Source organism: Rhizobium sp. TH2 (assembly GCF_024707525.1).
GTDB lineage: Bacteria > Pseudomonadota > Alphaproteobacteria > Rhizobiales > Rhizobiaceae > Rhizobium_E.
This window is the reverse complement of sequence record NZ_CP062231.1, coordinates 3429185-3442397: the sequence shown is the minus strand read 5'-3', so window position 1 is coordinate 3442397 and position 13213 is coordinate 3429185. Positions and strand designations below refer to the sequence as shown.

Annotated in this window: 12 protein-coding genes and 1 pseudogene; 5 read left to right on the top strand and 8 right to left on the bottom strand. The window is 61.2% G+C overall.

Annotated elements, in window-relative coordinates:
- Positions 1 to 3: 3 nt before the first annotated feature.
- The 3 genes and pseudogenes from hisD (at position 4) to IHQ71_RS16995 (ending at position 3208) form a co-directional block, all read left to right on the top strand.
- A complete protein-coding gene (gene hisD / locus IHQ71_RS17005) occupies positions 4 to 1329 on the top strand; it encodes a histidinol dehydrogenase (protein ID WP_258157637.1) in 1326 nt (441 codons plus the stop codon).
- Positions 1326 to 2307, top strand: a pseudogene (locus IHQ71_RS17000) (zinc-binding dehydrogenase). Before hisD ends, IHQ71_RS17000 begins: the two are co-directional and overlap by 4 nt.
- A gap of 64 nt (positions 2308 to 2371) precedes the next feature.
- The gene (locus IHQ71_RS16995; protein WP_258162863.1) at positions 2372 to 3208 is read left to right on the top strand and encodes a branched-chain amino acid aminotransferase; all 837 of its coding nucleotides are present in this window, start codon (positions 2372 to 2374) and stop codon (positions 3206 to 3208) included.
- Positions 3209 to 3261: 53 nt separating this feature from the next.
- On the opposite strand, the gene IHQ71_RS16990 is transcribed toward IHQ71_RS16995, so the two are convergent.
- From IHQ71_RS16990 to efp, 4 genes are all read right to left on the bottom strand, one after another.
- The gene (locus IHQ71_RS16990; RefSeq protein WP_258157635.1) at positions 3262 to 4098 is read right to left on the bottom strand and encodes an ABC transporter permease subunit; all 837 of its coding nucleotides are present in this window, start codon (positions 4096 to 4098) and stop codon (positions 3262 to 3264) included.
- The gene (locus tag IHQ71_RS16985; RefSeq protein WP_258157634.1) at positions 4095 to 4892 is read right to left on the bottom strand and encodes a taurine ABC transporter ATP-binding protein; all 798 of its coding nucleotides are present in this window, start codon (positions 4890 to 4892) and stop codon (positions 4095 to 4097) included. Before IHQ71_RS16985 ends, IHQ71_RS16990 begins: the two co-directional genes overlap by 4 nt.
- 123 nt (positions 4893 to 5015) lie before the next feature.
- Positions 5016 to 6026 (bottom strand): taurine ABC transporter substrate-binding protein, encoded by a 1011-nt coding sequence (gene tauA, locus IHQ71_RS16980; RefSeq protein WP_258157633.1) that lies wholly within the window; start codon positions 6024 to 6026, stop codon positions 5016 to 5018.
- A 206-nt stretch (positions 6027 to 6232) separates the two neighbouring features.
- The gene (gene efp, locus IHQ71_RS16975; RefSeq protein ID WP_258157632.1) at positions 6233 to 6802 is read right to left on the bottom strand and encodes an elongation factor P; all 570 of its coding nucleotides are present in this window, start codon (positions 6800 to 6802) and stop codon (positions 6233 to 6235) included.
- 144 nt (positions 6803 to 6946) lie between these two features.
- Between efp and epmA the strand changes: the two genes are divergently transcribed.
- Both epmA and IHQ71_RS16965 read left to right on the top strand, forming a co-directional pair.
- The gene (gene epmA, locus IHQ71_RS16970; protein ID WP_258157631.1) at positions 6947 to 8008 is read left to right on the top strand and encodes an EF-P lysine aminoacylase EpmA; all 1062 of its coding nucleotides are present in this window, start codon (positions 6947 to 6949) and stop codon (positions 8006 to 8008) included.
- Positions 8009 to 8141: 133 nt separating this feature from the next.
- Positions 8142 to 9182, top strand: a complete 1041-nt coding sequence (locus IHQ71_RS16965) for a lysine-2,3-aminomutase-like protein (RefSeq protein WP_258157630.1) — start codon at positions 8142 to 8144, stop codon at positions 9180 to 9182.
- Between the two features lie 32 nt (positions 9183 to 9214).
- Here the strand turns inward: IHQ71_RS16965 and IHQ71_RS16960 are convergent, their stop codons facing one another.
- The 4 genes from IHQ71_RS16960 to IHQ71_RS16945 all read right to left on the bottom strand — a co-directional run bounded on the left by IHQ71_RS16960 (position 9215) and on the right by IHQ71_RS16945 (position 13074).
- Entirely contained in the window at positions 9215 to 10279 is a 1065-nt protein-coding gene (locus IHQ71_RS16960; RefSeq protein WP_258157629.1) for an ABC transporter ATP-binding protein, read from the bottom strand.
- A 7-nt stretch (positions 10280 to 10286) separates the two neighbouring features.
- Positions 10287 to 11075 (bottom strand): ABC transporter permease, encoded by a 789-nt coding sequence (locus IHQ71_RS16955; protein WP_258157628.1) that lies wholly within the window; start codon positions 11073 to 11075, stop codon positions 10287 to 10289.
- The gene (locus IHQ71_RS16950; protein ID WP_258157627.1) at positions 11072 to 11944 is read right to left on the bottom strand and encodes an ABC transporter permease subunit; all 873 of its coding nucleotides are present in this window, start codon (positions 11942 to 11944) and stop codon (positions 11072 to 11074) included. Before IHQ71_RS16950 ends, IHQ71_RS16955 begins: the two co-directional genes overlap by 4 nt.
- Positions 11945 to 12018: 74 nt before the next feature.
- The gene (locus IHQ71_RS16945) at positions 12019 to 13074 is read right to left on the bottom strand and encodes an ABC transporter substrate-binding protein (RefSeq protein WP_374990037.1); all 1056 of its coding nucleotides are present in this window, start codon (positions 13072 to 13074) and stop codon (positions 12019 to 12021) included.
- Between the last annotated feature and the right edge of the window lie 139 nt (positions 13075 to 13213).

Here is a 13213-nt window from a genome sequence, read left to right as displayed (position 1 = left end):
TTTATGTCCGATGTGTCGTTCCACGATTATTCAACGCTCGATGCGTCGGGAAAGGCAGCCTTGATACGCCGATCCGAGGCCGACCTGTCGTTCTTCCTGGAAAAGGCGCAGCCGATCATCGATGCGGTGAAGACCGAGGGCGATGCGGCGCTGATCCGTTTTGCGCGCGAGTTCGACAAGTCGGATGTGAAGCCGGGCGCGCTGAAGGTCACCGAAGCCGAGTTCGATGCGGCGTTTGGGGTGGTCGAGAAGGATGTGATCGAGGCGATCGAATTCGGCATCACCAACATCCGGCATTTTCACGAGGAGCAGAAGCCGGAGGCGATGTGGCTGAAGGAGATGCGACCGGGCGCCTTTGCCGGCGACCGCTATACGCCGATCAGGTCGGTGGCGCTCTACATCCCGCGCGGCAAGGGTGCCTTCCCCTCGGTCACGATGATGACGGCCGTGCCCGCCGTGGTGGCCGGCGTGCCTGATATCGCCATTGTGACGCCGCCGACGCCGGACGGCTCGGTGGATGCGGCGACGCTTGTTGCTGCCCGGCTTGCCGGCGTTTCGACGGTGTACAAGTGTGGTGGAGCGCAGGCCGTGGCTGCTGTCGCCTATGGCACGGAGACGGTGAAGCCTGCGATCAAGATTGTCGGCCCAGGCAGCCCGTGGGTCGTGGCCGCCAAGCGATTGCTGTCGGGCATCATCGATCCCGGCCTGCCAGCGGGACCGTCCGAGGCGCTGATCTTTGCCGACGATACCGTTCATGGTGGCCTGGCGGCGCTTGATCTGCTGATCGAGGCCGAACATGGGCCGGATTCGTCGGCTTATCTGGTGACGCACAGCCGCCGGGTGGTGGAGGAGGCGCTTGCGGCACTGCCCGAACATTGGGGCCGGATGACCGAGCAGCGGGTGGAATTCTCCAAGGCGGTGCTGACCGGCAAATATGGCGGCATCATCCTGACTTCCAGTGCCGATGAGAGCATCGACTTCATCAACGACTATGCGCCGGAGCATCTGGAGATACTCTCTACCGATCCGTTCGCCTATCTCGGCCGGATCACCGAAGCTGCCGAGGTGCTGATGGGCCCGCATACCCCGGTGTCGATCGGCAATTTTGGCCTCGGCCCCAATTGCGTGCTGCCGACCAGCCGCAACGCCCGCAGCTGGGGGCCGCTCTCGGTGCATGACTTTGTCAAGCGCTCGTCGATCGGCTATGTCACGGCCTCGGCCTATCCGGAATTCGCCAAACACGCCAGTACGCTGGCGCGCTATGAAGGCTTCTCGTCGCATGAGCAGGCGGTCTCCAGCGTGCGCGACCAATATCTGGGCGGCAAATGAGGGCGGCGCGGCTCTATGCGGCGGGCGATATCCGCGTCGAGGAGGTCGAGACGCCAAGCACGCCACTGTCCGGCTGGGTCAGGTTGCGGGTGACCGCCGCCGGTATCTGTGGCTCCGACATCCACAATTTCCGTACCGGCCAATGGATATCGCGCAGCCCGTCGGTCCCCGGACATGAGTTTGCGGGCGTCGTGTTGGAATGCGGTGAGGGCGTCGGCGCATTTGCGCCAGGCGATACCGTCGTGGCCGACTCGCGGTTCTGGTGCGGCGAATGTTCTGCCTGCATGGCGGGGCGGGCCAACGTCTGCAATTCGCTCGGCTTCGTTGGCGAGGTTTGCGATGGCGGCTTTGCCGAATTTGCGTGTCTGCCGGAAAGGCTGCTGGTGAAGCACGAGCCTTCGCTCGATCCGGCAATTGCCGCGATGGCGGAGCCGCTTGCGGTGGCGCTGCATGCCGTCAAGCGGCTGGCGGTTCCCAGTGGGGAGGCGGTGCTTGTTGCCGGCTGCGGGCCGATCGGCGGGCTTGCGGCGCTGGTCCTGTCGAAGATGGGCATCGACGTGCTCGTCGCGGATCGCAATGCTGCTCGGGCATTACTCGTTGCTGAGGTGACGGGCGTGCAGGTCGTCAACATTGAGGACGCCGATGTGCGCTATGCGCTCGATGCGACCGGTAATATCCATGTCATCAAACAATTGATCGATCGTCTCGATGGCGGCGGCTCGCTCGTCATCGCGGGCATTTCGCATGGCGAGATCGCGCTTGATCCGAATATCCTCGTCGAGCGCGAACTCTCGTTGATCGGCTGTCACGCCTATTGCGACGAACTGCCGGAGGCGGTGGCGATGCTGCCGGGATTCGCGCCGCAGCTTGCCCGCTTCATCGACCGGGAGATCACCATCGACGGTATTCCGCATGCCTATCAGCGGCTGCTCGCCGGCGATGCAAAAGGGATTGAAAACCATCATCCGGATGGCTTGACCCATCGGGCGAAACGGCCAATTGTCTTAGCTCGAAATGATGGGAGGATGCCGTGGCGAGAGAGATGTGGACCTTTTTCAAGGGCGAGTGGCACGAAGGCAATGTGAAGATCCTGGGTGCCGCCTCGCACGGCACCTGGCTCGGATCGGTGATCTTCGACGGCGCGCGGCTGTTCGAAGGCGTGACGCCTGATCTCGACCGGCATTCCGAGCGTGCCAATGATTCCGCGCGTGCGTTGGGTCTCGCGCCGATGCTTTCGGGCGGCGAGATCGAGACGCTTGCGCTCGAGGGGCTGAAGAAATTCTCGCCGGGTACCGCTGTTTACATTCGCCCGATGTATTGGGCGGAGGAAGGCGAGGGCAGCCTGATCCTGCCATTGCCGGAATCGACGGAGTTCGCGCTTTGCCTCGAAGCCATCCCGATGTCGGAGCCCAAGGGCTCGACCATCACCACGACCAGCTTCCGGCGGCCGACGATGGAGGTCATGCCTGTTAATGCCAAGGCCGCCTGCCTCTACCCCAACAATGCCCGCATGTTGCGCGAGGCCAAGTCCAAGGGTTTTCAGAATGCTCTGGTCACCGACATGCTGGGCAATGTCGCGGAACTCGCGACCGCGAATGTCTTCATGGCGCGCGGCGGCGAGGTGTTCACGCCGGTGCCGAACGGCACGTTCCTCAACGGCATTACCCGCCAGCGGGTCATGGGCCTGCTGCGCCATGCCGGCGTGAGCGTCCACGAAACGACGCTGTCGGTGCAGGATTTCCGCGAGGCCGATGAGATCTTTTCAACCGGCAACATGAACAAGGTGATGCCCGTCATCGCCTTCGACGAGCGGAATTTCCAATTCGGCCCGATCGCCCGAAAGGCACGGAGCCTCTACTGGGATTGGGCTCACAGCTAAAGCATTTGCGCAATTCCGGACGGAAAACCGCTCCACACTTTTCCTGGAATTGCTTAGCGGTGGGCTGCCCAAGGCACGAGCAACCGCTCCACCAGCCGTGCGACAAGCTCGAACAGGAAGGCGATGATCGCGATCACGAAGATGCCCGCGATCACGATATCGGTCACCAGGAACTGTGCCGCCGACTGGATCATGAAGCCCAGCCCGCGTGAAGCGGCGATAAGCTCGGCGGCGACAAGCGTCGACCAACCCGCGCCGAGCGCGATCCTGATGCCCGTCAGGATCGACGGCACGGCGCCGGGCAGGATGACGTGGCGCAGCAGTTGGAGCCGTGTGGCACCGAAGGAGCGCGCCGCATTGATGTGATCCTTCGATGCCGATTTGACGCCCGCCGCAGTCGAGATGATGATCGGTGGCAGCATGGCGAGTGCGATCACGGTGATCTTCGAGGCCTCGCCGATGCCGAGCCAGATGATGATCAGCGGCAGATACGCCAGCGGCGGCAGTGGCCGCAGGAACTCGACGATCGGGTCGAGGATGCCTTTGCCGATGCGGCTGGTGGCGATCGCCAGCCCGGCCGGAACGCCAATTACGACCGCTGCTGCCAGCGCACCGAAAATGCGGCCGAGACTCGCCATCGTGTGCTGCGCCAGGGTGCTGTCGACAAAGCCTGTCGTGATAAGGTTGTCGGCCGATTTGAGGACTGTGAGAGGCGAGGGCAGGAATACCTTAGAGACAAGTCCGGCATTCGATGCGAAGGTCCAGAGCACCAGCATTGCCAGGATCGTAATGGCTGAGACGATAAGCGTCGGATCTAGAGGCCGGCGAGCGGGGCGCTCGGTCTCCTTCGTGGCGCGTGCGTCCTGTTTCAGTTCGGTCACCAGTGTCATGCTGCCAATTCCTCGTCTTCCTCGTGGATGAGGCCCAGCAGCTTTTCGTGGGCAGCCTTGAACGCGTCTCCGGCGCGGATTTCCTTGGCGTCCTCGCCCCAGAGATGGCGCCGGCCGAAATCGGCCGAGATATCCGCCACGATGCGGCCCGGCGTTGGGGCGAGCACGATGATCCGGGTCGCCAGGAACAGCGCCTCGTCGATGCTGTGTGTGATCAGCAGCACGCCGGTATGGCTCGCCTGCCAGACCTTCAGGAGCAGCCCCTGCATCCGGCTTCGGGTCAGCGCGTCGAGCGCACCGAGAGGTTCGTCCATCAGCAGGAATTTTGGGTCCGATGCCAGCGCCCGGGCTATGCCGACACGCTGGCGCATGCCGCCCGAGAGCTCCCAGATCTTCTTCGCGCCCGATCCGGAGAGGCCGACAAGATCGAGCAGTTCCTCGGCGCGGGCGTCCCGCACGGCTTTCGAGACATTGCGGAGCTTCAGCGGAAAGCCGATATTTTTGCGCGCGTTGAGCCAGGGATAGAGCGCATCGTCCTGGAAGACGACGGCGCGATCGCTGCCGGGTCCTGCGATCGGTTTCCCATCGACAGAGATGCTGCCGCGCGATGGATCCAGGAAGCCTGCCACCAGGTTGAGCAGGCTGGTTTTACCCGAGCCAGAGCGTCCGATCACCACGATGAACTGGTTGTCATCGAAGGACAGGCTGATGTTCTGGAGGATGTCCGCCGGGAGGCCCGCGCCCCGGCCCGGGGGATAGGCGAGCGAAACATCCTTGATTGTCAGGTGGCTCATTGCCGCTTCCTTTGATTGGAAAAGTCCGGCGCAGGTGTCCAAACCTGCGCCGGATGAAGTTCCTGCGAGAACCGCCAGGGGACAGGAGTTTGCTGGCGGTTCGAAGTCGCAGGGCTGGCAGGGTTACTGGCTGACCTTGAGAGCTTGCTCGGCCCACTTGGCGGATACGTAGGGCGAGTAATCGCTCAAGACGGCCGGGATCTTTCCCTGTTCGAGTAGGAAGGCGGATGTCTTGGTGACGGCGTCAATCGTCTTGCCGCCGAGGAAATCGGCGGATGCCTGCTCCTCGAGCGTCGGGAAGTAATAGCCCTTGAGAAGCGCCGGGACTTCTTCCACCTTGGCGCCGGTCAACTTGGCGATTTTCGCGGCTTCGGGCGATGCGGCATCCCAGGCCTCGGGCTTGGCGCGATAGCTCGCATAGGCCGCACCCGTGACCTTCACGAACTGGGCGACGAGGTCGGGGTGCTCGCTGGCGAACTTCTTCGAGACGATCCAGGCGTCGAATGTCGGGCCACCCCAATCGGCGACATTTTTGGAGTCGGCGAGAACGGTAGCGGATTTCTTGATCTGGCTCAGGACCGGATCCCAGACATAGGCGCCATCGAGGTCACCGCGTTCCCAGGCGGCTGCAATTTCCGGTGGCCGGAGGTTCAGGATCTCGACCGACTTCGGATCGATGTTCCAATGCTTGAGTGCTGTCAGCAGGCTGTAATGCGCCGTGGAAACGAAAGGCGTGGCGATCTTCTTGCCGACCAGTTCCTCGGGCTTGGTGATGCCCTTTACGGCGAGCGCTTCGGCCTCGCTGATCAGGCCGACGACGTAGACGGTCTCGAATTGCAGTTCGCGGCTGGCACCTGCGGCAAGCGGCGACGAGCCGACATAGCCGATATCGATCGAGCCGGACGCCAGTGCGGCGATGACATCGGCGCCGCTGTCGAACTTCTGCCAGTTGACCTTGGCATCAAATGCCTTCTCGTAGGCGCCATCGGCCTGCGGGACGCGTGATGGTTCGACGATCGGCTGATAGGCGATATTGACGGTCAGGTCGGCGGCATTGGCCTGGAAGCCTGCGACCGACAGGAAAGCAGCGCTCGCGGATGCAAACGCGATCAGGCTGCGACGGGTAATGGACATGGTGTTTCTCCCTCTCTTCGATTTCAGTTATCGATAACCAATGAGCATAATATACATAAATATTATAGATTAAAGGTAGAAATAAATTTCGCTGTTCGTATGAATTTTGAGAGTGGCATTCTGTTTGTTCGTGCTTCAGAGGCAAGCACAACGAAAAACGGCCCGCGTTCACCGCGGGCCGTTCAAGAATTCAGGGATAAAGCAGCTTAGTTCTTGGCGCGCTCGACGTAGGAACCATCTTCCGTAAGCACAACGATCCGGGTGCCGACATCGATATGGGGCGGCACGCCCGAACGGACGCCGTTCGACAGGATGGCAGGCTTATAGGAGGACGAGGCGGTCTGGCCCTTCACGACAGGCTCGGTCTCGACGACTTCGAGCGTCGCGTAGCGCGGCAGTTGCATGGCGATCGCATTGCCTTCGTGGATCGACAGAACGACGGTCATGCCTTCTTCGAGATAAGCCTTGTCGCTGCCGACGATGTCGGGATGGGCTGCGACCTGGTCGTAGTTTTCAGGGTTCATGAAGTGGAAGCCTTCGCCGTCCTCGTAGAGGAACTGGAAGTTGAGGTCTTCGACGATGGCGCGATCGACCTGTTCGGTGGTCTTCCAGCGCTCGGAAACCTTGGTGCCATCGGAAATGCGGCGCATGTCGATCTGCGTCACCGGCGTGCCCTTGCCGGGGTGAAAATTCTCGGCCGTCAGCACCACGTAGAGCTTGCCGCCGATATCGAGGACGTTGCCCTTGCGCAGCTGAGAAGCGATGACCTTTGCCATAAGACTTCCTTGTATCTTGTTGGATCGCGCTTTAAAGGACGGCAGTCCACGGGCGCACAGGATTGGATTTGTGGCGCGCTACTAACCTGAAACCCTGTAAATTGCCAGCCGGAATCGACCAAATTGATGAGAAACATTTCATCTTTGACCGAGACGATTGCGCCCTCCGAATGGTGGCGGCCGCATGTCCATGCCGATCGTCGGCCCTTCCTGCTCGCCCGCAACAGAGTGCAGGCGGCGCTGCGGGCGTTTTTCTCCGCCGACGACTTCATGGAGGTCGATACGCCAGCCTTGCAGGTGTCGCCGGGAAACGAGGCGCATCTGCATGCCTTTGCCACCGAGATGATTGGCTCCGACGGCGTCAAGGAGACGCTTTATCTGCACACATCGCCTGAATTCGCCTGCAAGAAGCTGCTGGCGGCGGGCGAGCGACGCATCTTCACCTTCGCCCATGTCTATCGCAATCGCGAGGGTTCGCCGACGCACCAGCCGGAATTCACGATGCTGGAATGGTATCGCACGGGCGAGAATTACGACGCCCTGATGCGTGACTGCCGCGAGATCATCGCCTGCGCCGCCGAGGCTGGGCGGATCGCGAAGTTCTCCTATCGCGGGCTCGACTGCGATCCTTTCGCCGAGCCGGAACGGTTGACGGTGGCGGAAGCTTTCAGCCGGTTCGCCGGTATGGATTTGCTCGCGACGATCAACCGCAAGGGCGAGACCGACGCGCAGAAGCTCGCCAGCCAGGCATCGAAGGCCGGGATCAGGATCGCTCCGGATGACGGCTGGTCGGATATCTTCTCGCGCGTTCTGGTCGAGAAGATCGAGCCTAGACTCGGCATTGGCCGTGCGACGATACTCTACGAATATCCGATCTCGGAAGCGGCGCTTGCCCGCAAGACACCGCGATCCTCGAAGGTCGCCGAGCGTTTCGAGCTCTATGCCTGCGGTGTGGAGCTTGCCAATGCCTTCGGCGAGCTGACCGACTCCAAGGAGCAGCGCCGCCGTTTCGAGATTGAGATGGATGAGAAGGCACGCATCTATGGCGAGCGCTACCCGCTCGACGAGGATTTTCTGGCCGCGCTGGAGATTATGCCGCAAGCGAGCGGTGCGGCGCTCGGTTTCGACCGGCTGGTGATGCTGGCGTCTGGCGCATCGCGCATCGAGCAGGTGATGTGGGCGCCGGTGAAGTGGAACGGGCGATGACGGCTCTAGTGACACCCCCCTCTGTCGCTTCGCGACATCTCCCCCTCAAGGGGGGAGATTGGCAGCTCGTGGTGGCGCCACATCCGATCTCCCCCCTTGAGAGGGAGATGCCCGGCAGGGCAGAGGGGGGTGCATGGCCGCAGCACTAACGACCGTCGATGCCCTGGTCGATGCAGGCCTGATATCCCATGGCAAAGCCGCTGCTCTTGGTGACGTTGCTGCCCGCTATGCGATCTCGGTTACGCCAGCAATCGCGGCGTTGATCGATGCCAATGATCCGGATGATCCGATTGCACGGCAATATCTTCCTGATGTGGCTGAACTGATCCGGCTCCCCGAGGAGCGAGACGATCCGATCGGCGATGGACCCCACAGTCCGGTGCCGGGCGTCGTTCACCGCTATCCGGATCGCGTACTGCTGAAGGCCGTGCATGTCTGCCCGGTCTATTGTCGTTTCTGCTTCCGGCGCGAAATGGTGGGCCCGGGGGGCGAGGGGACGATGAGCGGCGAAGATCTGTCGCGCGCCATGGCATATATCGCCGGCCATCCTGAGATCTGGGAGGTCATCGTCACCGGTGGTGATCCGCTGATCCTCTCGCCCCGGCGGCTCGGGGAATTGATGGCGGCGCTTGGGACGATCGAGCACCTCAAGGTCATCCGATTTCATAGCCGCGTGCCGGTGACCGATCCGGAGCGTATAACGGACAGGCTGCTTGAAGCACTGCGCTCGTCAGGAAAGACGGTCTATGTCGCGCTGCATGCCAATCATCCGCGCGAACTGACAGCTGATGCGCGCGCGGCGGTCGATCGGCTCATTGAAGGCGGCGTGGGGATGGTCAGCCAGTCTGTCCTGCTGCGCGGCGTCAATGACGATCCCGATGTGCTGGCGGCGCTGATGCGAGGCTTCGTCGAGATGCGCGTCAAGCCTTACTATCTGCATCATCCCGATCTGGCGCCCGGCACCAGCCATTTCCGGCTCTCGATCGAGGAGGGCAGAGCGATCGTCTCGGCACTGCGAGCAAAGGTCTCCGGCCTCTGCATGCCGCACTACATGCTCGACATTCCGGGCGGCCACGGCAAGGTGCCCCTGACGGAGAGCCCGGTCAGCGAAACCGCCGACGGCTGCTATGTCATCGAGGACCGGCTCGGTCGGACGCACGCCTATTCAGATTAGTGATCGCCGGATACGCCGACGGGCGAACTGCCTCAGTCCCGGATCACCAGCAAATCCGCCGGCGAGAATCGTGCTTCAATCACGTCGCCTGCCACCGGCGGCTTGACCGAGGGGTTGTTGAAAATATCGAAGGACAATGGTTGGCCATCGACATTCAGTCTTGTGCGGATCACCGAACCGAGGAAGCTGACCGCCTCGACCTTGCCGCTCAACGAATAATCACGGCCTTCGGCGCTGTTGAGCGCGAGCGCTTCCGGACGCAGCGCAAGCGTGATCGTGTCGCCGGCGTTGGCGGCGCCGATCGGCTCGGGCAGGGTGATAATGCTGTTGCCGATGCTGACTGTATTGGCCGAGGGATCGGCAACCTTCGCCTCGATCGTCGAGAGCGTACCGACGAAATTGGCGACGAACTTGGTCGTCGGCCGGTTATAGATCTCGAACGGTGTGCCGATCTGGTCGGCGCGGCCCTGATGCATGACGACGATGCGGTCGGAGATCGACAGTGCCTCTTCCTGGTCATGCGTGACGAAGATCGTGGTGATGCCGAGCTTGCGCTGGATGTCGCGGATTTCTTCGCGCAGCGACACGCGGATCTTGGCGTCGAGCGCCGAGAGCGGCTCGTCGAGCAGCAGAACCTGCGGCTTGATCGCCAGAGCGCGAGCGAGCGCCACGCGCTGCTGCTGGCCACCGGAGAGCTGGAACGGATAGCGGTCGGCGAGGTGGTCAAGGCCGACGAGCTTGAGCATTTCGCCCACGGTTCTTGTGATCTCGTCCTTGCTCTTGTTCTTGACCCTGAGGCCAAAGGCGACGTTCTGGGCGGCCGTCATGTTCGGGAACAGCGCATAGGCCTGGAACACCATGCCGATATTGCGCTGGTTGGTCTTGAGATTGTTCTGCTCGACGCCATCGATCTTGATGGAGCCCGAGGTCGGGCTTTCGAAACCCGCGACCATGCGCAGCGTCGTGGTCTTGCCGCAGCCGGAAGGTCCGAGAAAGGAGACGAACTCGCCCTTGGCAATATGCATGTTGAAGTCTTTTACGACCTGCATGCTGCCGCCATAGGTCTTGTTGATATTGTTGAGTTCTAGGAAGGACATCGATACCTCAGGCCCGGGCGCGGGCGACTTTCTGGAAGCGGGAAACAAGATTGATCAGGCCTATGGAGGCCCAGGTCATGAGGAAGGCGATCATCGCGAGTGCCGGGGGCTCATAGGCCTTGTTGGCGCCGATCAGTTGGAGATAGGGACCGAAGGCCGGCCTGTTCAGCAATGACGGCATGGTGAATTCCCCGATGACGATCGCGAACGTGATGAACGCGCCGGAAAGCACGCCGCTCATAACATTCGGAAAAATGCACTGGAACATGATCGTACGGACATTGGCACCGAGGCTTTCGGCGGCTTCGGTGAGGACCCGCACATCGATCGCCCGCATCGACGTATCCACCGAGCGGTACATATAGGGCAGAGACAGTGTCATGAAGGAGAAGACCAGGAGCATATCGGTGCCGCGCGCGCTTCCCGTGAAGGGCAGGAACGATGAGGAATTGTAGAGCCTGAGATAGCCGAAGACGATGACGATAGCTGGAATGACCAGCGGCAGGAGCGTGATGAACTCCACCACCGGGCGCATCTGCGGCAGCCTGAGGCGGACCCAATACGCGGTCGGCACGACGAGCAGCATGCCGACGATGATCGTGATCACTGCCATCAGGATCGAGTAACTGAAGGTCTCGCGGAAATTGACATCGGCAAACACCGAGCGATATGCGTCGAAGGAATACTCGCCGCGACGCATCCTGAGCGAGAATTCGAATGTCGCGATCAGCGGAAAGATGAAATAGACCGAGCCGATGGCGAAGGCAAACCAGGCGAGGATTTTCTTTCCGTTCATTTCTGCCACCGCTCGGCGCGCATGCGCAGCCAGATATAGAGGAAGTTCGACACGCCGGTGATGATCACCATGCCCATTGCGATGGCGTAACCAAGATTGGCGTTGTGCAGGACGTCGCCTCGGATCTGCGCATAAAGCACAATCGGCACGATGTTGAGCGAGGATCCGGTCAGCGCGTAGGCTGTGGCGATGGCGCCGAAGGCATTAGCGAACAGCAGCAGGAAAGTGCCCATCAGGCTCGGCCACAGAATCGGGAAGGCGACCATCGTCCAGTACTGGAACGAGGTGGCTCCGAGGATCGATGCGGCCTCGCGCCATTCCTTCTTGAGGCCATCCAGTGCCGGCGTGATGATCAACACCATCAGCGGAATCTGGAAGTACATGTAGGTCAGCGTCAGCCCGAGAAAGGAGAGCAGGTTGAAGCCGTGGCTGTAGATGTTGAAGCCGAAATAGGTCGTCAGGATGAAGGTCAGCAGGCCCGTCCTGCCAAGCGTTGCGAGAAAGGCGAACGCGAGTGGCACGCCGGCGAAATTGGAGGCGACGCCCGAGAATGTCAGGACGAAAGAGCGTATCCAGCCGGGCAGGCCGCCTTGCGTGATCGCCCAGGCCAGGAAGAAACCGATGACTAGGCCGCCGAGGGCCGATGCGGTGCTGATCTTGAACGATATCCAATAGGCAGCGCGAATGTTCGGCTGGAAAAGATCAACGAAGTTCTGAAACGTGAACTCGCCGGCGGTATTGAAGAAGGCTCCGGTGACGAGATAGAGCGTTGGCAATATCAGAAACAACACCGCGAAAAGCATGAACGGCACGATCCCGAGCCAATCCATGACCATCCGCCGGTTCACCATGCTTTGCGGCTGAGCCATACATTCACACCGGAATCAGAAGGGAATATTGTTAGAGCCCTCCCGGTGGTTGCCGGGAGGGCTCGGTAGTTCTGTTACTTCACGTTGGCGCCGACGACGCTGTCCCACTTTTCAGTGATGGTCTTCTTGTATGCACCCTGCTCGTCGAGAGTCGGGAAAATGGCCTTCGCATAGCCTTCCGGCGGCGGCAGCTTGTCGAGCAGATCCTGCGGGATCTTGCCGTTCTTGGCGAGATCGTTGAAGCGGATCGGGTGGCAATAGCCCTTCAGCCACAGCAGCTGGCCTTCGTCGGAATAGAGGTGTTCCATCCAGAGCTTGGCTGCATTCGGGTGCGGTGCGTAGGCCGAGATTGCCTGCACGTAGACGCCGGCGACAACGCCGGATGCCGGAACGATGACTTCGTAAGGCGGGTTGCCCTTGAGGTCGTTGCCCCAGCTCAGGCCGTTGTAATCCCAGGCCGCGATGATCGGGGTCGTGCCCTGCGCGAAGGGAGCCGACTTGCCGACGACGGGAACGAAATTACCCTTGGCGTTCAACTCCTTGAAGAAGTTGAGGCCTTCGTCGCCAGCCTTGGAGACGTCGCCACCGGCAGCCGAGAGGCCAGCCGCGAAGACGGCCGACACGGCCTGGTTGGCCGAGCGCGGATCGCCTGCAAGCGAAACCATGTTGGCATATTCCGGCTTCAGCAGGTCGGCCCAATCCTTCGGGCTTTCCTTGACCAAGTCCTTGTTCACGAGGAAGGCCATGACGCCGTAATAGTCGCCGTACCAGTAACCGTCGGCATCCTTGGCCGAATCGGGGATCGTATCCCAGGTCGCGACCTTGTAAGGCTGGATCAGGTTCTCGGCCTTGGCGGACGGGCCGAAGGAGAGGCCGACGTCGATGACGTCTGGGGCCTGCGGGCCCTTGTTGTCCTTGTTGGCCTTGATGGCCTCGATTTCGTCGCCCGAGCCTGCGTCCGGGTTCAGTTCGTTGACCTTGATGCCGTACTTGGTCTTGAAGGACGAAATGACTTCGCCGTAGTTGCACCAGGAATGCGGAAGGGCGATCGTGGTGAGTTCGCCTTCGGCCTGTGCCGCCTTGATGAGGTCGTCCATGCTCTGGGCGCTGGCGATGGCGGTGGTCGCCATCAGGGCCGAGCAAGACAGGGCCACGATTGAATAGAGCTTGTTGATCACTGATTTTCTCCTCTGTTGGGTTTCAGCTTGGCGATGCAGTTAGTTTTGTTTGGTGACGCCTGTGTGACACTTTCATGCCAGCTGACATTTG

What these genes read in the sequence shown, in the direction of transcription:
- hisD (WP_258157637.1), top strand. Translation starts at nt 4, where the DNA reads ATGTCCGATGTGTCGTTCCACGATTATTCAACGCTCGATGCGTCGGGA.
- IHQ71_RS16995 (WP_258162863.1), top strand. Translation starts at nt 2,372, where the DNA reads ATGTGGACCTTTTTCAAGGGCGAGTGGCACGAAGGCAATGTGAAGATC.
- IHQ71_RS16990 (WP_258157635.1), bottom strand. Translation starts at nt 4,098, where the DNA reads ATGACACTGGTGACCGAACTGAAACAGGACGCACGCGCCACGAAGGAG.
- IHQ71_RS16985 (WP_258157634.1), bottom strand. Translation starts at nt 4,892, where the DNA reads ATGAGCCACCTGACAATCAAGGATGTTTCGCTCGCCTATCCCCCGGGC.
- tauA (WP_258157633.1), bottom strand. Translation starts at nt 6,026, where the DNA reads ATGTCCATTACCCGTCGCAGCCTGATCGCGTTTGCATCCGCGAGCGCT.
- efp (WP_258157632.1), bottom strand. Translation starts at nt 6,802, where the DNA reads ATGGCAAAGGTCATCGCTTCTCAGCTGCGCAAGGGCAACGTCCTCGAT.
- IHQ71_RS16965 (WP_258157630.1), top strand. Translation starts at nt 8,142, where the DNA reads ATGGCCGCAGCACTAACGACCGTCGATGCCCTGGTCGATGCAGGCCTG.
- IHQ71_RS16960 (WP_258157629.1), bottom strand. Translation starts at nt 10,279, where the DNA reads ATGTCCTTCCTAGAACTCAACAATATCAACAAGACCTATGGCGGCAGC.
- IHQ71_RS16955 (WP_258157628.1), bottom strand. Translation starts at nt 11,075, where the DNA reads ATGAACGGAAAGAAAATCCTCGCCTGGTTTGCCTTCGCCATCGGCTCG.
- IHQ71_RS16950 (WP_258157627.1), bottom strand. Translation starts at nt 11,944, where the DNA reads ATGGCTCAGCCGCAAAGCATGGTGAACCGGCGGATGGTCATGGATTGG.
- IHQ71_RS16945 (WP_374990037.1), bottom strand. Translation starts at nt 13,074, where the DNA reads ATGGCGACCACCGCCATCGCCAGCGCCCAGAGCATGGACGACCTCATC.